Annotated in this window: 16 protein-coding genes; 13 read left to right on the forward strand and 3 right to left on the reverse strand. The window is 45.3% G+C overall.

Going from position 1 to position 21893, the window contains the following annotated elements; genetic code table 11:
- Nucleotides 1-262: 262 nt before the first annotated feature.
- Entirely contained in the window at nucleotides 263-733 is a 471-nt protein-coding gene (locus tag PHW04_14490) for a nuclear transport factor 2 family protein (GenBank protein MDD2717096.1), read from the reverse strand.
- 198 nt (nucleotides 734-931) lie between these two features.
- Here PHW04_14490 and PHW04_14495 point away from each other — a divergent pair, with 198 nt between their 5' ends.
- The 13 genes from PHW04_14495 (at nucleotide 932) to PHW04_14555 (ending at nucleotide 19361) form a co-directional block, all read left to right on the forward strand.
- Nucleotides 932-4327: a helicase-related protein gene (locus PHW04_14495; GenBank protein MDD2717097.1), complete on the forward strand. Its 3396-nt coding sequence runs from the start codon at nucleotides 932-934 to the stop codon at nucleotides 4325-4327.
- Nucleotides 4324-7755: an ATP-binding protein gene (locus tag PHW04_14500; protein MDD2717098.1), complete on the forward strand. Its 3432-nt coding sequence runs from the start codon at nucleotides 4324-4326 to the stop codon at nucleotides 7753-7755. Before PHW04_14495 ends, PHW04_14500 begins: the two co-directional genes overlap by 4 nt.
- A complete protein-coding gene (locus PHW04_14505) occupies nucleotides 7752-8906 on the forward strand; it encodes an AAA family ATPase (GenBank protein MDD2717099.1) in 1155 nt (384 codons plus the stop codon). The genes PHW04_14500 and PHW04_14505 overlap by 4 nt, the downstream gene beginning before the upstream one ends.
- Nucleotides 8903-9514, forward strand: coding sequence for a DUF4276 family protein (locus PHW04_14510; GenBank protein ID MDD2717100.1), 612 nt, complete (start codon nucleotides 8903-8905; stop codon nucleotides 9512-9514). The genes PHW04_14505 and PHW04_14510 overlap by 4 nt, the downstream gene beginning before the upstream one ends.
- An 87-nt stretch (nucleotides 9515-9601) precedes the next feature.
- Complete coding sequence (locus PHW04_14515) at nucleotides 9602-10633, forward strand: hypothetical protein (protein MDD2717101.1); 1032 nt, start codon at nucleotides 9602-9604, stop codon at nucleotides 10631-10633.
- 106 nt (nucleotides 10634-10739) lie between these two features.
- Nucleotides 10740-11576: a 4-hydroxy-3-methylbut-2-enyl diphosphate reductase gene (gene ispH, locus PHW04_14520; GenBank protein ID MDD2717102.1), complete on the forward strand. Its 837-nt coding sequence runs from the start codon at nucleotides 10740-10742 to the stop codon at nucleotides 11574-11576.
- Nucleotides 11577-11609: 33 nt separating this feature from the next.
- Nucleotides 11610-12206, forward strand: a complete 597-nt coding sequence (locus tag PHW04_14525) for a 4'-phosphopantetheinyl transferase superfamily protein (GenBank protein MDD2717103.1) — start codon at nucleotides 11610-11612, stop codon at nucleotides 12204-12206.
- An 82-nt stretch (nucleotides 12207-12288) separates the two neighbouring features.
- A complete protein-coding gene (locus PHW04_14530) occupies nucleotides 12289-13062 on the forward strand; it encodes a cyclic nucleotide-binding domain-containing protein (protein MDD2717104.1) in 774 nt (257 codons plus the stop codon).
- 8 nt (nucleotides 13063-13070) lie between these two features.
- Entirely contained in the window at nucleotides 13071-14438 is a 1368-nt protein-coding gene (locus tag PHW04_14535) for a TldD/PmbA family protein (protein MDD2717105.1), read from the forward strand.
- Entirely contained in the window at nucleotides 14435-15736 is a 1302-nt protein-coding gene (locus tag PHW04_14540) for a metallopeptidase TldD-related protein (protein MDD2717106.1), read from the forward strand. Before PHW04_14535 ends, PHW04_14540 begins: the two co-directional genes overlap by 4 nt.
- Nucleotides 15737-15876: 140 nt before the next feature.
- Nucleotides 15877-16680 carry a DUF4846 domain-containing protein gene (locus PHW04_14545; GenBank protein MDD2717107.1) on the forward strand — a complete coding sequence of 268 codons (804 nt, stop codon included), beginning with the start codon at nucleotides 15877-15879 and terminating at the stop codon, nucleotides 16678-16680.
- Between the two features lie 24 nt (nucleotides 16681-16704).
- Nucleotides 16705-18072, forward strand: a complete 1368-nt coding sequence (locus PHW04_14550; GenBank protein ID MDD2717108.1) for a TldD/PmbA family protein — start codon at nucleotides 16705-16707, stop codon at nucleotides 18070-18072.
- Nucleotides 18069-19361 (forward strand): metallopeptidase TldD-related protein, encoded by a 1293-nt coding sequence (locus PHW04_14555; protein MDD2717109.1) that lies wholly within the window; start codon nucleotides 18069-18071, stop codon nucleotides 19359-19361. The genes PHW04_14550 and PHW04_14555 overlap by 4 nt, the downstream gene beginning before the upstream one ends.
- Nucleotides 19362-19387: 26 nt before the next feature.
- Here the strand turns inward: PHW04_14555 and PHW04_14560 are convergent, their stop codons facing one another.
- Together PHW04_14560 and PHW04_14565 are read right to left on the reverse strand one after the other, a co-directional pair.
- Nucleotides 19388-20593 carry a DUF1343 domain-containing protein gene (locus PHW04_14560; protein MDD2717110.1) on the reverse strand — a complete coding sequence of 402 codons (1206 nt, stop codon included), beginning with the start codon at nucleotides 20591-20593 and terminating at the stop codon, nucleotides 19388-19390.
- Nucleotides 20590-21867 (reverse strand): adenylate/guanylate cyclase domain-containing protein, encoded by a 1278-nt coding sequence (locus PHW04_14565; protein ID MDD2717111.1) that lies wholly within the window; start codon nucleotides 21865-21867, stop codon nucleotides 20590-20592. Before PHW04_14565 ends, PHW04_14560 begins: the two co-directional genes overlap by 4 nt.
- Nucleotides 21868-21893: the final 26 nt, after the last annotated feature.

Genomic DNA, 21893 nt, shown 5'->3' on the forward strand with positions numbered 1-21893 from the left:
GAATCTCAATTATCTGATTGATCTTTTCAAAATTTTCTGTCAGGCAAAGCACCATCTTAACCTCCGGTTGGATAAAATATAGCAAACTTCATACCAGAGCTTTTAAAACAACCCAAGAGGTTGGTAAGTTGGTAGGTTGGAGAGTCCGGAATGATTGGATTTCCAGTTAAAGGATGAAATTCTGACAGGTTTTTAATCAGTGAAGATTTCCTGCTGCTTTTTTGAACAGATTTGATTAGGGTTTAATCAAATTACCTGAATTTTACCGCTCAAATGATTTTTCCTGAGCTTTTTTCAGCAGTTCCGGATTACCTAGACTCATTGTCACAGTAAGCTTCAGCGAGTCCACTTTCCAGCCTGTAAAGGTGGATTTGGAGAGTTGATGCTCATAAAACCCCATTATAGTCCAGGTGTCCTTCCCGGCCGGGTCAGGCAGATAATGGGTGGCACAGACTGAAGACAGGCATTCGGCTGAAGTGTATCTGAGCGTTACCTGATGGTTGGTGATCAGATGCTGGGTGGCTGCAAATCCGGGTAGAATCTTCTTCCAGGCTTCGATCAATTCGGTATTTTTTACCCTGGCCGGAGTTCCTCCATTGAGTGAAGTGTAATCAACATACACTTCGTCGGCAAAGAGTTTTTCCAGTTTTTCGAAGTCCCTGCGGTCTGCGTAAATCCCTATTGCATTCACGATATCAATGATGGTCGATCGTTCATCGATTACAAGATTCATGATTCCTCCTGATGGGAAATTTTAATCGAATATCCTCGCGAAGTAAATAAATTAGAAACAGAACTAATGTGAACTTATCACAAAGTGTGACAAGTTCTGTTAGCTGATTAGGATTAGTTCCAACTTTAGTAAATTCGATTTTCCGGATGAATTAAGGTAAAATCAAACACAACAATAAAAATTACTATTGAGGTTCACTTGCCCCGTATTTTCGACAACATTGAACATGGTCTTCTAGAAGCTCTGCGCACTACAATCACTGTCTCGGAAAGGGCTGATTTTTGCGTGGGGTATTTTAACCTGCGCGGCTGGAAACAGATCGATTCGTTCGTCGAACAGTGGCAAGGAGGCGAAGGTCATTGCTGCCGACTGCTGGTCGGGATGCAGCAACTTCCTGAAGATGACCTGAAAGCCTCTTTGAGTTTATTCGAAAAGGCTGAGACCTTAGACAGGCAGACTATTGCACGACTGAAAAAGAAAATAGCGCAAGATTTCAAGGAGCAGTTGTGTTATGGCGCGCCATCTGCTACTGATGAAATAGGACTTCGACGGCTTGCCGCACAGATCAGAAACAACAAGGTAGTCATCAAACTCTTTCTCAGGCATCAGTTGCATGCCAAGCTTTACCTGCTGTTCAGACCTGACCCAGTCAATCCGAAAATCGGGTACCTGGGCAGCAGCAATCTGACATTTGCCGGTTTGGCTAATCAGGGAGAGCTTAACGTTGAGCTCACGGATTGCGATACTTGCGAGAAACTGGCACTTTGGTTTGAAGACCGCTGGAACGACAATCAATGCATAGACATTTCAAAAGAATTGCTGGAGATCATAGAAGAGAGCTGGGCCAGGAGTGTGACAGTTCCTCCTTATCATATTTACTTAAAAATTGCCTATCATCTTTCTTACGAAGCCCGAGAGGGCTTGCAGGAATTCAAGATTCCTGCTGAATTCGATTACCTGCTCTTCGATTTCCAGAAAGCAGCAGTCAAGATAGCTGCGCATCACATCAATAAGCGAGGCGGAGTCCTAATCGGCGATGTGGTCGGTCTGGGAAAAACCTTGATGGCTGCCGCTGTGGCCAAGATCATTGAAAATGACTTTGATCTTGAAACTCTCATCATCTGTCCTAAGAACCTTGTCGGAATGTGGGAACATTACAGGGAAAAATATAAACTGAAAGGCAAGGTTCTGTCGATCAGCCAATTCTCGGACAATTTGGAACTGCCCCGTTTATACAGGCTGATCTTGATTGATGAATCACACAATCTTAGAAACAAAGGTGGGAAGAGATATAAAGCAATTCAAGACTACATTCACAGGAATGATTGCAGATGCATTCTTCTTTCCGCTACACCCTACAACAAAACTTATCTTGACCTTTCCAACCAATTACGGCTTTTCATTGAAGAAGATACAAACCTGGGCATACGCCCCGAAAAGCTGCTTCGCTCAATAGGCGAACCGGAATTCAAGAAAAGACATCAGTGCCCCATCCACTCCATTTCGGCTTTTGAAAAAAGCGAATTTCCTGACGATTGGCGTGACTTAATGAGGCTCTATTTGGTGAGAAGGACAAGGAGTTTCATTCAAGATAATTATGCAGAAACAGATCCTGAATCAAAGCGCAAGTATCTTACTTTCTCGGATGGGACTCGATCTTACTTTCCCGAACGAATTCCTAAGACAGTCCGGTTCAAGAATGATGAAAATTCCAAAAGTGATCTATATGCTCGCCTATACTCCCAGGATGTTGTTGATACGATTAATTCTCTAACACTGCCCAGATATGGATTGGGGAATTATATTATTCCGGGTTTTAATACCACCCACACGACATCGGAAGATGAGACTATCAAGGATCTGTCTCGTGCAGGTAAACGCTTGATGGGGTTTTGCAGAACCAATCTTTTTAAAAGACTGGAGAGCAGCGGGTATTCCTTCTTATTGTCCTTGGAACGCCATATTCTAAGAAATTACGTATATTTGCATGCTCTTGAAAACCACCTAGTGCTACCACTTGGCACACAAGATATCTGGACCCTGGACAGTAGAAATGAAGATGAAGACAACGAATTAGGTGATGGGAACGCTGAATTTTTCGAAACAGAAATGAAAAAAAAGAAATCCTCGGACAACAATTTTTCGGTAGATGAAGATGTGTTAAAAGAAAGAGCTCAGGAAATTTATGAAACATACAGGATAGACCAACCCAAGCGTTTTAAATGGCTGAGGTCGGAACTATTTGACAAAGCATTAATCAAGGATCTGAAATCTGATTCCAAGAAATTGCTCCTGATCCTTCAAAACAGTGGTAAGTGGGATTCCCGTAAAGATAATAAACTGAAGACTCTTTTCGAGTTGCTTGAAGTCAAACACGCTTCTCAAAAAATTCTCGTTTTCACACAGTTTGCAGATACAGTCCGCTATCTGGAAAAGGAATTGAAAAATCAGGGGATTACTTGCATTTCTGGAGTTACCGGAGATTGCGATGATCCCACTTCTTTTGCAATCAAGTTCAGTCCTGTAAGTAATGAAAAAAGAGGAAAGATCAAACCTGAAGATGAACTAAGAGTTTTGATTGCTACTGACGTTCTTTCGGAAGGTCAGAACTTGCAGGACTGTTCGATAGTCGTTAATTATGACTTGCCCTGGGCTATCATCCGACTTATTCAGCGGGTTGGCCGTGTGGATCGTATCGGACAAAAAGCGGAAAGCATTTCTTGCTACTCTTTCCTACCTGCTGATGGTGTGGAGAAAATTATCAAACTTCGTTCGAGAGTAAAGAAAAGATTGCAGGAAAACGCTGAAGTGGTAGGCACAGACGAATCGTTTTTTGAAGATGAAGGTAACGAGCAAATCATAATGGATCTATATAGCGAGAAATCAGGGATTTTGGACGAAGGCGAAGACAATGAAGTGGATCTAGGGTCCTATGCTTATCAAATCTGGAAAAACGCGATTGACAAAGATCCTAAAATCGAAAAGACAGTCCGTGACCTTCCACAGATTATATACTCCTCCAAACCTTTCCAAACTTCTGCAAAGGAACCGGAAGGTATTTTAGCGTATTTTAAAACAGAAAATGATAATGACACTTTGGTTTGGATGGATCGGCAGGGTACAAGCGTGACTGAATCTCAACTTGCGATACTAAAAGCAGCTGAGTGCTTGCCTGACACTCCAGCACTTGAGCGGATGCCTGAACATCACGATCTGGTAAAATCTGCAGTGAAGCTGGTGATTGAAGAAGAGAAAACCCAGGGCGGCCAATTGGGTAGGGCATCTGGGGCGAAATTTAAAGTGTACGAGCGATTAAAGCATTACGGAGAAGAAACTCAAGGAACTCTTTTCGAACCTCCTAATCTTGACAAAGTCTTGAAAGAAATTTTTCGTTTCCCTTTCAGACAAATAGCAACCGACATTCTTAACAGACAAATCCGCAGTGGTCTTAGCGACCAGGAACTGGTTAAACTTGTGTATTCTCTAAGAGAAGAAGACCGATTGTGCATTGTTGAGGAAGATCAGGAACCTAAAGAACCCAAGATCATCTGCTCCATGGGTCTGATGGATGAAAAACAGGAGAACGACCGATGAAACTGAACCTTGAAAAAGCCCGCAAACATTTAAATGAATTCGATTTCAAAGGTCTTTTCATCGAAGAACTGGGATGGTCAAATCCTTCATCAGCTGCGACAACAAAACTACAATTGGAACAGGATTTCTCTGTCAGACAGATAGCTCAATTAACCGGAGTAGTTGTTTTCGAAATCAGTTCGGTAAAAGGCGGTATTCCAGACGCCAAGACAAGATTGAATATTCATAAAGAGATTTCGGCGAAGTATCATGAAAATCTGATAATATTCATGGATTCTGATCAGACTCAGAGCATGTGGTACTGGGTGAAACGGCAGGACAGTAAAAAATTTCCGATGGACCACATCTTTGTCAAAGGGCAGCCTGGAGATCTGTTTCTAAGTAAGCTCGGCTCTTTGGTGTTCGAACTCGTTGATTTCGATGAGAAAACAGGGGATGTGTCTCTGCTGGAAGTTCTAAGCAGATTAAAACAAGCGCTTGAGATCGAGCGAGTCACCAAGAAATTTTACAATGAATTCCATTTGCAGCATCTGGAATTCGTGGATCTGATCGAAGGCATTCCTGACGAGCGTTTGAGGCACTGGTATGCTTCTGTGCTTCTTAACCGTCTGATGTTTATTTATTTTCTGCAGAACAAGTATTTTCTCGATAATGGGGACAAAGATTATCTCCAGAACAAACTCGCTGATTCTAAGAAACGCGGCAAAGACCAGTATCATAAGCGATTCCTGAATGCCTTGTTCTTTGAAGGGTTTGCCAAGCCCAAAGATAAACGCTCCGCTGAAGCTCTGAAATTACTTGGCGAAATCAAGTATCTTAACGGAGGGTTGTTCCTGCCACATCAGATTGAACAGGAATTTAAAGACAAGATCTTCATACCAGACCAGGCCTTTGAAAACCTTTATGCACTCTTCACTCGGTATTCCTGGAACCTCAATGATATTCCAGGTGGGAAAGATGATGAGATTAATCCGGACGTGTTGGGGTACATCTTCGAGAAATATATCAACCAGAAAGCATTTGGAGCTTACTACACTAGGCCGGAAATCACTGAATACCTGTGTGAACGCACCATCCATCGCCTTCTCCTTGATCGAGTTAATGCTATGGGAAAGAATTTCACAAATATCGGTGACTTATTGCTCCGTTTGGATGCTGACCTATGCTGGCGGCTGACACAGGACACGCTGCCTAAATTGCGTATATTAGATCCGGCTTGTGGTTCAGCCGCATTCCTGGTGGCGGCGATGAAGACCCTGCTGAATATCTATTCTGCTGTGATCGGAAGAATCAAATTTCTCAATGATCATAGGTTGAATGCATGGCTTTCGGAAATCGAGAGAAGACATCCGAACATTGGATATTATATCAAGAAGACTATTATTACTGAAAATTTGTTTGGAGTGGACATCATGGAAGAAGCTGTGGAAATTGCCAAGATCCGTTTATTTTTGGCCTTAGTTTCCTCGGCTGAGAAGACAGAACAGCTTGAGCCATTGCCAAACATCGATTTCAATATTCTTACCGGTAATTCACTGATTGGCTTAATGCGGGTGGATGAAAATGAATTCGACAAAGTACAACAACTGGAAATGTTCGGAAAATCATACAAGCAGGTGTTGGAAGAGAAAAACCGTAGAATCAGGAATTATCGCAATGTTACATGTTATTCTGACAATCTGAGCAGCATGCGTGACACTATTGATCACCAGAAACATGGAGCCATCAATACACTCAATTTAATATTGCTCAGTGAATTCATCAACAAGCTCAAAATCAAGTTTGATCAGGCTACATGGGATCTAAAAAAAAATAAAGAAGGCAAATCAGTTAAACGGGCATTGAAAGTAAAAGATATCGAAGATTTGAAGCCTTTCCACTGGGGTTTCGAGTTTGATGAAATCATGCATAAGCAAGGCGGCTTTGATGTGATTATTACTAATCCTCCGTGGGAGATTTTCAAGTCAAATGCCAAGGAGTTTTTCGAGCAACATTCAGAATTGGTAACCAAGAAAAAAATGGACATCAAGGAATTCGAAAAAGAACAGGCTGAGTTGCTCAAAGACTTAGACATCCGTAAAGCTTGGCTGGAATATCTCAACGGATATCCGCATGTCAGCTTCTTTTTCCACACCTCTGAACAGTATAAAAATCAGATCAGTATAGTGAACGGGAAAAAGATTGGGAGCGATATTAACCTATATAAGATTTTCGTAGAACAATGTTTCAATCTTCTACGCGAAGGTGGGCAGTGTGGAATGCTAACCCCGGCTAGCCTCTACAATGATTTGGGTTGCAAACAGTTGCGTGAAATGTTATTTACACAATGTAAACTCAGATCAATGATTGGCCTATCTAATGAAAAATTTATTTTCGATAGCGTACATCATGCACAAAAATTTTGCATTTTAGTTTTTTCAAAAGGTGGAGTAACTGAAATAATTGAAAGCGCCTTCCGTATAAACCCAAGAGAAGCTATCACTCCTCAAGAACTGTTCATGTTTTTAAACTCTATTGAAAATCGCATGTACATACCTGTGAATACAATCCGAAAGTTATGTCCAGACAGCTTATCCGTCATGGAGTTTAAAAATGATACTGATTTAATAATTGCTGAAAAGATGCTGAAATTCCCCTTGCTAGGTGAAGAAATTCCTGGGAAGTGGAATGTAAAATTTTCAAGTGAATTCCATATGACAAATGACAGCTATCTTTTTAAAACTGAGCCCGGTAAGGGTCGGTTACCGCTTTATGAAGGAAAAATGATCTGGCAGTTTGAACATAGATACGCTGAACCTCGATATTGGGTAATAGAAAATGAAGGTCGGAAAGAAATATTAGGAAAAGAAAGTGATAAAGGGCAGAGTTCGGATTATCAGAAAATTAGAATTGGAATTAGAGCGGTAGCTTCGAATACGAATGAGCGTACTCTTGTCAGCACTATCATCCCCCCAAAAGTTTTTTGTGGAAATTCAGTATCAATCGAAGGTAATGTTTGTGTATCTCCAATTAACAAACTAGTAATTTGTGGGATTTTAAATAGCGTTGTTATAGATTTTTTATTAAGAATGAAAGTTTCTCAAAATGTGAATTTGTTCTATATTTATCAATTGCCTATCCCACGCTTGACCGAAAAAGATACCGTGCTTAAGCAGATTGTAGAAAGAGTCTCACACTTGATTTGTACCACTTCTGAATTCGACGATCTTGCCAAGGAAGTTGGCCTCAAGAGCCACAACAATGGTGTAACCGATCCAGTGGAACGAGCCAAGCTGCGAGCTGAACTGGATGGCCTGATTGCTCATCTATATGGCTTGACGGAAGAGGAATTTGCTTATATTCTTACTACTTTTCCAATAGTGCCTGATCCGGTGAAGCTGGCTGCGAGGAATGCTTACAGGGATGTTGAAAGGGGATTGATAAAATGAAGTGCGCACCTTTTTTACAACGAGTACAGATTAGGAATTTCAAAGCGATTATTAACAGCAAATCAATAGCATTATCCCCATTGACAGTGTTCATCGGAAACAATGGCTCAGGGAAAAGCAGTTTTATCGAAAGCTTAGAAACTTATCGAAGCATTGTGGCAGAAGGTTTGGACTCTGCTATTTCACGATGGTACGGTTTTGAGCATGTCTGGAATAAGCAATCAAAACACAAAGAAAAAACAGACGGTTTGCATGAAGGACCGCTGAAATTTCAATGGTCCGGTAAGATAGCAGGAAAAAATGCTAAAACAGAAATGGTTATTGATACGAAACCGGGTTTTAATGGCCAGTTTATTTTAAAAGAATCAGCGGACTGGGCAAATCTTTTTTCCTTGAATAGAGAAAATGATGGTAGATTTACTTTGAAAACATCGTTTGGTAACAATAATGGTAAGGTAGATCTTGGACAAAGTGCTTTATCGGGTGATATCCGAAATTTTGTGCTGAGTTGGCAATTTCTCAATTTTACCCCAGATTTGATGGGAATACCCACACAAAAGAAAATGACAGTGGAAGGCAGGCTTCTACTCAACCGAGATGGTTCTAATATTGCCCAATATCTTGCTTACATCAGGGAAAAAAATGTAGTTGTATTTAATGGCATTGTTGAGACCATGCGGTTTGTTCTTGATTACTCACAGGACTTTCAGCCGGTGGAGACTTCGGAAATTCAGAGAGCGATGTATATCCGTATGAAAGAAAAAGAGTATGACATTCCAGGCTGGATGCTTTCGACCGGAACAATCAGGATACTTGCATTACTCGCTGTTTTGCGCAATCCTGAACCCTCTCCAGTGATTTTCATCGAAGAGATCGAAAACGGACTTGATCCGCGAACCATGCATCTCGTATATGATGAAATCCGTGCAGCAACTAAATCAGGAAAAACTCAGATTGTTACCACTACACACTCACCGTATTTTTTAGATTTGTTACCATTGCAGACAATAATTTTGACAGAAAGGAAAAATGGGGAGAGCCCTAATTTTTGGAGACCAGCGGAAGAAAAAGAAATCTTGGATTGGACTAAGGATTTTTCTCCTGGTGAATTGTATTCTCACGGACGGTTCAATAAGGGAGCGTTGAAGTGAAGGCTGGTTTCATTGTCGAATGCGGCCCGGAAGGCGCTGAAATCAAGGTCATTCCTCATTTGGCGCGAATGATCTTTCCCAAAGCTGAAATTATCGAGCCGATACCTGGTGACAAAAAGCCTATTCTCAAGAAGGATTGCGGGAAATGGGTAACATTGCTTCTCGGACAGGGGTGCGATAAAGTTTTTATTATCTGGGATTTACTCCCCGATTGGGAAGAGTATGAAGGCAAAGGATGCAGACATGATGATCGCAAGCAGATTTTTGACTCGTTAGAAAAAGTAGGCATTAAATTTGATGATCCGAGAATTTGCTTGATCTGTATCGAAAAGATGCTTGAAGCCTGGCTTCTTGCTGATGAGCGTGTCTTATCGAAGTTTCTGTCCACCGACGAACATCCCGTTTCAGTTCCAAGAGTCAAGAAACCTGAACGGGAAAAAGATCCGAAAGCTAGATTGGATAGCGTATTTTCCCAATTTGGAATTGCAGTTAAAGGGTACACAGACGTTGAACATGCGATAAAGATAGCGCGCTCACTTGAAAATCTTAAACGATTGGAGAAACTGAAAACATTCAAAAGATTTCGAGATAAACTTATTGGAGGATAGGAAAATTGGCCAGGACGTTTATGTTAGACGACTTAAGCTTGCCTAATCCTGTTATTTTTTCACTCTATAAAAAAAGGTGGAAAGAAAATGGATAAAGAAAAAAATAATTATGAATCATTAAAAAGTGATCTTTTGTTTTCTTATAATGAGCAAAAGGTATTATTAAACAACCAATATAAGGAATACAAAATTTTGTTATGGTGTTTGTTTGGGAGTTTTGTAACTATTATTGTTGTGATTGCTGGCGTTTTAGGATACTCAACAAATTCTCAAATTGATAGTATGAATGAAAAAGTTAGTAGTTCTCTAAAAGCAGAGGAAGATAAAGCTCAAAACAAATTAAAAATTGCTATCGATTCAGTTGAGAGTGAATTGGAAAATACTCTCTCTAATGAAGTGAAACTTATTCGGGGTGAAATAGCAGCTAAAATCGAGGATGAGTTTAAAAAGGAAAATATAGAAATCGCAATTAAAAAAAAATTCAGTGAACTCACAGATCAATATATTTCGGAACTGGCTAAAAATGCTATCAAACCAATTGAAGATTCGCTTGAAATAGCAATAGATGAGGCTCATAGACAATTAAAAAAACTAAACAATTTTTACTATATAACGAACTTAGCAGATGAGGCTAAATGTGATAGTCGTGAAGCATTTTACTCATTAAAAAAAAATAGAAATGAAAGTAAAGGTAATAAAGATAATGACATTTTTATTGAAACAATTTATCTATCTGTCCTTAACTCATTTTTACCACTAATAACTGCAACACCAAATCGTGATTTTACTTTCGATAACAAAGGTGAATCTGTAAATTTCAGTTCTCTAACATTGACGGATGAAATTGAACTCTTGTTTTCTGAACGTACCACGCTAGATTTAACCAATATAATGAAAACACTCATATTTCAAAAAATGGAGAATTCGAAAAATAAAGATGATTTTTTATCTTTGTTTTTACGAGAAATAAATAATTCAAATCGGATTAATCCAATTTTTGCTTCATGTTGGATTCTAAGTAAATTATACATATCAGATAATAGTAACATCACATTCAAGAATGTTGTTGATGATGAATTTTGGTTAGATTTCTTAAATAAAAGAGTAAACAGCAAATAATTCCTAATCGGTTACTGTGTTTAACGGGAGACTATCTATGAATATGTTACTTCGATTTAGATGATAGTGGCGTTAAAATTTAAGGAAAAATACCTATGAGGAAATCATGAAAGTGATTCTCGCCAAATCCGCAGGGTTCTGCATGGGTGTGAAGCGTGCCGTGCAGATCGCGCTGGAGACTGCTGAGTCAGGGGAGCCAGTCTCAACCTGCGGGCCTCTGATCCACAATGATCAGGTCGTAGCCGATCTCGCCGGAAAAGGAGTGATTGCAGCTGCGGACTGCGATTCCGTAAGGACCGGCACTGTGATCCTGCGGGCTCACGGCATGCCGAAAGATGAGATTGAGAAGCTCAGGGGCAAAGGCCTCAGGATCATCGATGCTACCTGTCCGCATGTGGTATCAAGCCAGAAAATCATCGCTTCTTACGCGAAGCAGGGCTATTTCATAGTGATAGTGGGTGACCGCTCCCACCCCGAGATCCAGAGTCTGGCGAGTTTTGCGCCAGGCCATCACACCCTGATCGGATCCAGCCGGGAAATCGACGATCTGCCGGAACTTGAGCAGGCGATCGTGATCTGCCAGACCACTTTCAATAAAGCTGAATACAGGGAAATATCGCAGATCCTCAAAAACAGGATCGAGGAATGCCTGGTTTTCGATTCAATCTGCAGCGCTACTTCCGACCGCCAGGCCGAAGTGCAGGAACTCTCGGAAAGAGTTGACGCAGTGGTGGTGGTAGGCGGACGGAACAGCGCAAACACCAGGCGGCTGTTCGAGATTGCCGCCAGAAGCTGCAAGATTGTCTGCCATGTGGAAACAGCGGCTGAGCTTCAACCCGCCAAATTTACGGGCTGCCAGGTGGTTGGAGTCACGGCAGGTGCCAGCACTCCGGACTGGATTACCGATGAAGTGATAAGGAAGCTGGAAAGCTTTAATTTGTAAGGGCGCTGCATGCAGCGCCCAAGGATATGCGCCATGATAAAACGACCTGAAACCGGAACCCTTTATCCAGTTCTGGCCACAGTAAAGTACCCTCCGGGATTTTCTGGCAAAAAGGGAACTTTTTTAAGTGAATCGGCCAGACAGGCCCTTTCTGAAAGCCTGCGACTTTCAGGTTTGTCCCTCAGCAGGTATGAAAAGAATCAGAACGGAGCTCCGGTCCCTGAAGACGGAGTATACTGGTCTATCTCACACAAATTGGAAATGGTGGCAGCGGTCTGCGCCACAATCCCGGTCGGCATAGACCTGGAAAAGATCATGCCCAGGTCAGACGGGTTGTTCAATTATCTCGCCACTGAGAAAGAATGGGGTCTGTTCAGGGAGCGGAACTGGGAGAATTTTTTTAAGCTTTACACAGCCAAGGAAGCTTTGGTAAAGATGAGCGGTGAAGGAGTGAAGGACTTGAAAAAATGCATACTTCAGAAAGTCGGTCTCCAGGGGCTCGAACTGAAATATCAGGGAAATGATGTCAGTGTGATGCATTTTCATTGCGGAGAATATCTGGCAGCACTGGCAGCTGCCTCCAGAACAGTGGAATGGAAAATCAAATTTGAATCGGATGGGATTAAATAATCCATTCTTGTCCGGCATCAAAAGTGTATGGTAATATATTATAAAGAGTCAGTCTGAGAGTTTAAAAATATGCAGGTGAATGATGCAGGAACTTAGCAGGATAACCATCAAGAAAGAGAAAAATGATGTGATCTTCTTCCAGGGAGATCCGGCGGACAATGCTTATATCGTGAAAAAAGGGCAGATCGAGATCTTTATTTACGACAAGAACGGCAATCCGGCAGTCCTGGACGTGATCACAGAGGGAGAAATCTTTGGCGATATGGCGCTGATCCTCAACTCACCGCGCACCGCCGGAGCCAGGGCAGTGATGGCGAGCGAGCTTTATGTGATGACCAGGGCCAACTTATACGAAATCATCGAAAAAAAACCTGAATTCGCAGTCAAACTGATCATGATTTTCAGGGAGCGGTTGAAAAACGTCAACAATAAGCTGGTGGCTATCAAGCTTAAAAAAATGAAAGTTCCTTCGATTCAGGATTACACGGAACAGCAGAAGAGCTCACAGAAGTTGTTCAAAAAAGGTACGATAATATTCCGCGAGCTGGATGCCGGCAGATTCGGCTATATAATCCAGAAGGGACGGGTGAAACTCGTGAAGCTCAATCCTTTTCTCAAGGAAGAAACCACTCTGGCATTACTGGGGCCTGGAGAGATTTTCGGTGAACTTTCACTGCTTTCCGGGCAGAAGCGGATCGCCACAGCAGTCTCAGATGCTGAAGATACACAGCTTCTGATGTTCGACGAGGAGAATTTTGAAAGCCTGCTGACCCATGATCTTCAGTTCTGCCTGAAAATCATGAAAATATCCTGCATGCGCATCAAGGAAATGGACGAAAAATTCGGCAAGGAATAGGAGTAAACGTGCTCAGAAAGTTGAAATCCATCCTGCAGCTGACAACTGCAGATTATGCAGATATCAGATACGAAGTCAGAACGGATACGAGCATTGCATATAATTGTCGTGAACTCACCGGCATTGGCAGCAATTCCTGCGACGGCTTCGTGATCAGGGTCCTGAATCAAGGTGGATTTGCCACCATCGCTTTTACCAAGCCCTCAGATGCACTAAAAGCATTGAAACAGGCAGAGGTTAATGCCCTGCTCGCTTCGAAGCACAAGGAAAAACCGGTTCGAATTGGAAACCCTCAGATTAACAAGGGGCAGTTTCTGCCTGTATTGTCGATAGACCCGCGAACCGTAAGCCTGGAAGAGAAGCAGGCCTTGACTTTAAAGTACAATGAAATAGCCCTCAAGCATCCCAAGATTGTCAATACAGTGGTCAGTTACGATGAAGTGGTCCGCGAGAAGTATTTTATCAGCAGCGAGGGAGCTGAAATAAGGGAAGATCTGGTTACGACAAGGATCGGCGGAATGATCACAGCCAAGGACGGTAACCTTCTGCAGAACGTGCGCGTCAATACCGGCGGGAGCACAGGATTCGAAATTCTGCTTGGCGCTGAAGCAGCCTTTGAAAAGAAAAGGGAAATTGCGGTAGCGCTGTTGTCCGCAAAACCCCTGAAAAGCGGCACTTATAATGTGATCCTGAATCCGAGCATGTCGGGCGTATTCACCCATGAGGCTTTCGGACATTTTTCAGAGGCAGACTGCATTGAGGGTTCTCCTTCCATGAGGGCAAAGATGAAACTTGGTTCCCTCCTCGGGTCCGAGATTCTCAATATCAAGGATAACCCGACACTGCGTGGTGCGCTCGGATATTACCGCTGGGACGATGAAGGGGTGGAAGCGAGGCCTGCGCAGCTTTTAAAAAAAGGTGTGCTGGTTGGAAGACTGCATTCGCGCCGTACTGCCGAGGAGTTCGGGGAACCTGTCAGCGGGCATTGCGTTGCTGAGGATTACAGATTCGCGCCGATCATCCGGATGGGCACGATTTTCATAGAACCCGGGAAAGACGACCTGGAATCAATGCTTTCACAGCTTGGAGACGGATTGTACATACTTGATGCCAAGGGTGGGCAGACCAACGGCGAAAACTTCACTTTTGGCGCTCAATACGGATATCTGATCAAAAACGGAAAGATCGGAGAAATGATCAGAGACATCAACATTACAGGTAATCTCTATCAGACGATGAAGAACATCAGCGCTGTCGGGTCGGATTTCGAGCTTACCAAGAGCGGCGGGTGCGGCAAAGGCCAGACCAACATCCGTTCCTGTTACGGAGGTCCCCACATCATCATCAGAAACGTGGTGGTGGGGGGTGCAGCATGAAAAAATTATTGGAGATCGCCCTTAAAACCGCCGACAGTGCCGAGATTTACAAACTGGATACAATCAATCACTCGGTTTCCTTTGAGAACTCCAGACTGATGGAAATGGAAAGCTCATTCCAGTCAGGTGTCAGCCTCAGGCTTTTGAAAAACGGCAGGCAGGGATTCGCTTTCACGAAAAATTTGCGAGACCGCCTGTGTCTGGTGAAAAATGCACTGGTTTCCCTGAGCGGCGCAGTGGAAGCTCCGTTTGAACTGCCCCGCACAGCCAAGCTTCCCCGGTTATCGACATTTGACAAGAGCATTTCGATGGTCACCACTGCGGAACTGGCTGCCGAGTGTGACAGGGTCTCGAAACTCCTGGACAGCAAAACCAAAGCCCAGGCTAATGTGGCTGGAATACTGATAACCACCAGGCTCAGCATTCTGAACAGCTCTGGGACCGATCTGAAACAGAAGCATTCAACCTATGTACTGGTGCCTGCAGTACTTTTCCCAGGCACATGCACCTCGATCAGCAGGATATCAGCGAAGAAAACATTTAAACCGGCTGACGGCAGCCTGCTCGATTTCATCACAGGGACCTACAATTCCGCCAGGGAGGAAGTTGTGCCTGCCAGCGGGAAAATGAAGGTCATGTTCATGCCTGAAGTGATGTATGCCCTTTTCTGGAGGATCAAGGCAGGAGTGAGCGGAGAGAGCCTGTATCGCAAAACCACCCCTCTGGCCGGAAAGATCGGGCAAAAAATATTTTCAGACAGGATCACGATTTATAATGATCCGCTGGATGATTCTGAACCAGGGGCCAGATCCTTTGATGACGAAGGCACTGCCTGCCGGAAATACCCCATTGTGGAAAAGGGAGTATTCAGGAACTTCTATTTCGATCTTCTGCACGCGGGTAAAATGAAGGTCCCCCCTACAGGGAACGGCTTCAGGTCAGCCATGTGGGGTGGAGACAGAGTGACTATGAAACCCGGATCAGCCCTGACTCATCCCAGATTCAAGACAGGTTCCAAATCGTTTTCCGAAATGGTCGAATCAATGGATGAAGGCATAATCGTTGCCCACGCTTTGGGAGCTCACAGCGGTAATATCCCGAACGGAGACCTTTCCATCGGACTGTCTCCGGGTCTGTATGTCAAGGACGGGAAGATCAGGGGGCATGTCAAGGACGCCATGGTCACAGGCAATATTTACGAGATGTTCAACAATGTGCTGGAGATCGAGAATGAACTTCATGACGGAGATCCTGCCATCCTCTTTGACCAGGTCAGTGTGGCGACCAGGAAAAAGTAGTGGATTGTAAACGTGTTTCAGATAATCGCCTGTTCCCGTCAAAATGTTGGTATGTTAGTAGGTTGGTATGTTTGTATGAGTGGGTATACTGTATGAAATGCTGTTTTCGGTTTAGTAGTATCTTCTTGCTGTTTTTTTTCTTGGCTTTCTGCCTGCAGGCTGAAAATTATCCCTGGCTTCCTAAATATGACCGGAATCAGTCGATCGGGAAGCGATTTTCAGTGCCTTTTCCATATCAGAGAGTAAAAATGAAGACCGGGAGTTTCGGGGACTGGATCCGCAATCTTCCCCTGAAACCGGAGAACGCTCGGATCAGGCTGTACACAGGCAAGCTGCTTGACAAGCAGGATCTCCATGCAGCAGTGCTTGATCTCGACCTTCCTGCAGGAAATTATCTGAGGGGACCTTCGATCGCTCCGCGCCTGCTGTCTGAGTATCTTTTTTCCATCGGCAGGTACTGGGAGATAGAATTTTATTATACTGAGGACCGCAGGATCGATTTCAACCTCTGGCGCACAGGGGCGAGGCCTGTGCTGTATGGGGATCACCTGCGCTGGAATGATACTGAAAAAGAAGATTCGAGTTACGACAATTTCCGAAGATATCTGGACTACTGCCTCAGATCCCTCAGTGACGGTTCGCTTGAATTTCGCTTTGCAAAAAGTCCGAAATTAAGAGATCTGCAGATTGGCGATATTTTTCTCTCGGGCGGATATTCCGGGCATGCTGTGATGGTGGTGGACATGGCAAAAAACACCAGTACAGGAGAAAAAATATTTCTGCTGGCACAGGGTTTCACTCCCACCCAGGAATTCCATATCCTGAAAAATACGAGGGACCACATACTCGACCCCTGGTACTCGTTGAAAGATGGCGAAAAACTGCTCACTCCTGAATGCGTGTTCGAGGCAGGGGATCTGATGAGAGTAGTAGAAAAGAACTGATTGATTATTAACTAGGAGCAGCTCGTGTTTGACAAGTTGAAATCCATCCTCAGGCTCACCAATGCCGATTACGCGGATATCAGATACGAAATCAGGACAGACACCACCATATCTTTCAATTGCCGGGAACTCACCGGCATAGGCAGCAGCTCCTGCGATGGTTTTGTGATCAGAGTTCTGAAAAACGGCGGATTCTCCTCTATCTCTTTCACGAAACCAGCTGATGCTGGAAAAGCCTTGAGACAGGCCGAAGAAAATGCCATGCTTGCTTCCGAACTCACTGCGAAACCTGTCAGACTGAACAATGTTCAGGCAATCCGGGGCATGTTTCTGCCTGAAATGTCCGAAGATCCGCGTTCCGTAAGCCTGGAAGAAAAGCAGGAACTGACCCGCAGATACAATGAAATCGCCCTCAATCATCCCAAAGTAGTAAATACGGCGGCCAGTTACGCTGAAGTTGAGCGCGAAAAATACTTCGCCAGCACCGAAGGCGCAGAGGTCAGGGAAGACCTGATCACGACCAGGATCGGAATCATGATCATGGCCAGGGACGGCAATCTTCTGCAGAACGTGCGTTACGCTACCGGTGGAAGCAGCGGATTTTCCTGTCTGAGGGGTGCTGAGGAAATCTTTGAGAAGAAGCGGGAGATAGCGGTTTCTCTGCTTTCAGCGGGTCCCGCGAAAAGCGGCACATATGATGTGATCCTGAATCCAAGCATGGCCGGTCTGTTCACGCACGAAGCTTTCGGGCATTTCTCTGAGGCGGACTGCATCGAGGGTTCTCCGACGATGCGTGAGAAGATGAAACTGGGCGCAGCGCTGGGATCAGATGTTTTGAACATCAAGGACGACCCCACCATGCGGGATGCTCTTGGATTTTACCATTGCGATGACGAGGGAGTGGAAGCCCGTCCGGTGCAGCTTCTGAAAAAAGGAGTGCTTGTCGGCAGGCTCCATTCGCGGCGCACTGCAGCGGATTTCGGGGAACCGGTCAGCGGTCACTGCGTGGCAGAAGATTACAGATACGCGCCGATCATCCGCATGGGTACGATTTTCATTGAACCCGGTGCAGACAGTTTCGACACACTTCTCTCCAAACTGGGCGACGGATTGTATATACAAGACGGCAGGGGAGGAGAGACCAGCGGCGAGAATTTCACTTTCGGCGCACAGTGCGCCTATGTTGTAGCCGGGGGCAAACTAAAGGGAATGATCAGGGATATCAATATCTCAGGCAACCTGTATCAGACCATGAAGAACATTGTCGCAGTCGGCAATGATTTCGAACTGATCAGGTATGGCGGATGCGGCAAGATCCAGACCAATATCCGCTCCTGCTTTGGTGGTCCGCATCTCATCATCAAAAACGTGATTGTGGGAGGTGCGGCATGAGAAAACTCCTGGAAACAGCACTCAAGGCAGCCGACGGCGTAGAAATTTACAGCCAGGACACTGTCAGACACGAAGTCTCGTTTGAGGATGCCAGGCTCACGGTCCTGGAGAGCACTCTCCAGGCCGGAGTCAGTCTCAGGCTCTTTAAAAATGGCAGGCAGGGTTTCGCTTATACCAAGAATCTCCGCGACCGCCGGAAGCTGATCGACAATGCCCTGATTTCCCTGAATGGAGCTGTCGAGGCTCCATTTTCACTTCCAGGTTCAGCCAGACTTCCTCGTTTGTCCACATATGACAAAGCCATGGAAAAAACGACTCCCAGAGATCTTGCAGGGGAATGCCTGAGGATCTCGAAAATCCTGTCAGGCAAAACAAAAGTACAGGTTAACGTGAGCGGGGTTATGAAATTCACAAGGCTCAGCATCCTGAACAGTTCCGGAGCAGATTTGCTGCAGAAGCATTCGTCGTGCGTTCTGATGCCTTCGATACTGTTTCCAGGTACCTATGCTTCAGTCAACAGGGAATTCGTGAAAAAAACTTACGAGCCTGCTGACGATGAACTCCTCGATTTCATTGCCCGGATCTACAATGCCGCCAGGCAGGAAGTTGTGCCGGCCAGCGGGAAAATGAAGGTAATGTTCATGCCGGAAGTGATGTATGTGTTTCTCCGGAGGATCAGATCAGGGACAAGCGGGGAGAGCCTTTATCGTAAAATCACACCTCTGGCAGATAAACTGGGGCTGAAGATTTTTTCCGATAAGATATCAATTTTCAATGATCCGCTCAACGATGCAGATCCAGGCGCCAGATCGTTCGACGATGAAGGTACTCCCTGCCGCAGGTACCCGATTGTGGAAAAAGGAGTTTTCAGGAGTTTCTTTTTCGATCTCCTGCATGCCGGAAAGATGAAAGTAGCGCCAACAGGGAATGGATTCAGGCAAGCTGCAGACAGAGTGACAGTGAGACCCGGATCGATCCTGATTCACCCTTTGATCGAAACCGGGGCGAAATCATTCGATGAAATGCTGAAAACGATGGATGAAGGTCTGATTGTAATGGGTGCCCTGGGTGCACACAGCGGCAACATCCCGAATGGGGATTTTTCGATTGGACTTTCACCAGGATTCTATGTAAAGAACGGAAAAATTGTCGGACATGTCAAAGATGCCATGGTTACAGGCAATATTTACGAGATGTTCAATAATGTGCTGGAGGTCGAGAATGAACTGCATGACCGGAATCCTGCCATCCTCTTCGACCAGGTCAATGTGGAGACCGGAATAAAATAGAGAATTTCAGGTCATGTAGAAAAAGTTCAGTGGTATAAAAGCACGCTTTCCCGCTCTTCCGCCCAGGAAATTTCATCAGGTCCGGTCAGACTTTCGAGGTCTGAGGGTCCGGCTCCAGGATCGTCCACCCATTTGCGCAGCAGAACGGATCCATTGATCAGGTCGATGGCCAGGCGGTCCTGCTCGTATTCATATTTAAAGTCGCGCCAGAGGTCATAGTCCGGCTGCAGGGAGCGCAGGGCTTTGAAAGCAAGCGCCATCAGGCGCCAGGGCTTGAAATTATCGTGGTCATAAGCACGCTCCACATGGATCTGCACTCCGGCGCAGAGCTTGCCGGCATGCTTCTGAAATGTCGGTTCGAACCGGCATTCACGCAACAGACAGCCTCTCAGCCATTGGGGGGCCAGGGCAGCCATTTTCGTCATGATGGCCTTTGGATCAAGGTCAGGCGCGCCGAACAGTTCCAGCGGTCTTGTGGTGCCGCGTCCCTCTGACAGGCAGGTGCCTTCCACCATCACTGTTCCGGCATAGCAGCGGGCCATGGAGAGATTGGAGGCATTCGGGCTGGGATTAACCCAGTCGCGCTCTCCAAGCGGCCAGCCATAGCCTGGTCCTGAGGCTGGATTCCAGCCTTGCATTTCAATCACTTTATAATCCAGATCCAGGTGCAGCGTTTTTACGAACCAGATTGCCATTTCTCCCATGGTCAGCCCGTGGCGCATGGGGAGCGGACCTGCACCTACGAAGCTTTCAAAGTCTTTCCGCAGTCTGAGGCCTTCGATCGGCCGGCCGGCCGGATTTGGCCTGTCCAGTACCCAGACCGCTTTTTGTTTATTTGCCGCCGCTTCAAGCACATAGCGCAGGGTGGTCACAAAGGTGTAGATACGGCAGCCCAGATCCTGCAAGTCCACAAGCAGAATGTCGAAAGTGTCCATCATCGCGGGAGTGGGGCGGCGTACTTCTCCGTACAGGCTGAATACGGGTATGCCAAGCGCAGGATCGATGAAATCCGGAGATTCGATCATGTTGTCCTGCTTGTCCCCCCGAAGTCCATGCTGGGGGCCGAAGGCGGCAGTGAGTTTGAGTCCTTTGACGGCAGCCAGGGCGTCCAGAGAATGCACAAGGTCCCGGGTTACTGATGCCGGGTGGGCTAACAGGGCGACCTGTTTTCCTGAGAGCTGCTTTTGCAGGTTCTGATCCGCAATCAAGCGGTCGATACCGAAGTTGATCATTCCACAACTCTGGTGCCGCAAGAGTTGTCGTAAAAGGTCCGCTGATTGAAAAGCGGCAGACAGCCGATCCCAACCAGCAGCACTGAAGCAAGAAAAAATGCACTCCTTTTGGCTGAGAGGGCAAATGGAAGATTTCCTCCATTTTCGGTGATCACTGCATTGTGCGAGATCACCTGGCCGTAACTCGCTCCGCGCCTGGACCAGAGGACTGCGAAATACAGCCAGAAGAGGAGGAGAGGGTATTTAAGGTTGTAATAAATCAGGCCTTCTGAAATTCCCCTGCTTCTGACCATATAGCTCTTGCCGCCGATGTGCTCGCTGTGCCAGCGGTCGCTCTGATCTGTATATTTGCTGTTTTGATAATATGTATCTGAGTCGATCCTGGCAGAACCGAAGATAAACCCGCCGATCACCCAGAAACCGAGATTGAGCACCAGATACAAAACCAGCAGGATCACAGCGTCCACAAGAAAAGACTTGATTCTGCCTGCAGTGCCTGCATCCCGGTGTTCATCATTTTTCTTTGTCTCCAGAACGGTTTTCTGCCCGAGCTGCCTGGTGATTTCATCCTTGATCTGAGTAATATTTTCACCCAGGTTTTTTTCCTTGAGGAAAGAATTGACTGCTTCGGTCCAGTCGTTGATATTGGTCTTGACGCTTTTCTCCTCACCTCCTACCACACGTTCCACAAGCTGGAGCAGCTTGGCCGGGATGGCGGTGAGCTTCTGCTTTTCCAGGGGGATCTTATAAACAGTCACCGGGTCAGGGATGCCTTTGAGCTGTTTTGGTCCTATTTTTTCAGCTATGATTTCATTTCTGTTCATCAGGAGAAAGGTGGATTCCGAGATTCCGATACTGCCGCCTGGAAAGCAGGGCAGGCCTTCCATCCTGGCAGTGACATTGACTGCAGTGCCGAAAATGTCTTTCTCCTGCAGAGTGACATCGCCGGTATTGATCACTACCCTCAGTTTCATTTTCTTGAAATCTTCCTGCTGGCGCTCGTTATACTCGCGCAGGAGAAGTTGGATCACTATGGAACAGACGACAGCGTCTGTGGCACTCTGAAAAGTGCAGAGCAGGGCGTCACCGATCGATTTAATGATCACTCCGTTGTAAAATTCGATCACAGGCATCATCAATTGATTATGCCTTCTGAGAAGGCTCATGATTTCTTCCCTGGAAGATTGGGAGCTGGTGTTGGTGTAACCCTGAATGTCAGTCAGGAGAATCGAGAGATTCTGAGATTTGGAACTGGCTTTTTTTAATCCGACCATATAAAACCTTTGGTAAAGTATATCGA

The sequence above is a fragment of the Candidatus Wallbacteria bacterium genome, from assembly GCA_028687545.1.
In the GTDB taxonomy this organism is placed as follows: domain Bacteria; phylum Muiribacteriota; class JAQTZZ01; order JAQTZZ01; family JAQTZZ01; genus JAQTZZ01.

Bases quoted from the DNA above. Each gene is read 5' to 3' on its own strand.
- PHW04_14490 (MDD2717096.1), bottom strand. From the start codon at position 733: ATGAATCTTGTAATCGATGAACGATCGACCATCATTGATATCGTGAAT.
- PHW04_14500 (MDD2717098.1), top strand. From the start codon at position 4,324: ATGAAACTGAACCTTGAAAAAGCCCGCAAACATTTAAATGAATTCGAT.
- PHW04_14505 (MDD2717099.1), top strand. From the start codon at position 7,752: ATGAAGTGCGCACCTTTTTTACAACGAGTACAGATTAGGAATTTCAAA.
- PHW04_14515 (MDD2717101.1), top strand. From the start codon at position 9,602: ATGGATAAAGAAAAAAATAATTATGAATCATTAAAAAGTGATCTTTTG.
- ispH (MDD2717102.1), top strand. From the start codon at position 10,740: ATGAAAGTGATTCTCGCCAAATCCGCAGGGTTCTGCATGGGTGTGAAG.
- PHW04_14525 (MDD2717103.1), top strand. From the start codon at position 11,610: ATGATAAAACGACCTGAAACCGGAACCCTTTATCCAGTTCTGGCCACA.
- PHW04_14530 (MDD2717104.1), top strand. From the start codon at position 12,289: ATGCAGGAACTTAGCAGGATAACCATCAAGAAAGAGAAAAATGATGTG.
- PHW04_14540 (MDD2717106.1), top strand. From the start codon at position 14,435: ATGAAAAAATTATTGGAGATCGCCCTTAAAACCGCCGACAGTGCCGAG.
- PHW04_14555 (MDD2717109.1), top strand. From the start codon at position 18,069: ATGAGAAAACTCCTGGAAACAGCACTCAAGGCAGCCGACGGCGTAGAA.
- PHW04_14560 (MDD2717110.1), bottom strand. From the start codon at position 20,593: ATGATCAACTTCGGTATCGACCGCTTGATTGCGGATCAGAACCTGCAA.
- PHW04_14565 (MDD2717111.1), bottom strand. From the start codon at position 21,867: ATGGTCGGATTAAAAAAAGCCAGTTCCAAATCTCAGAATCTCTCGATT.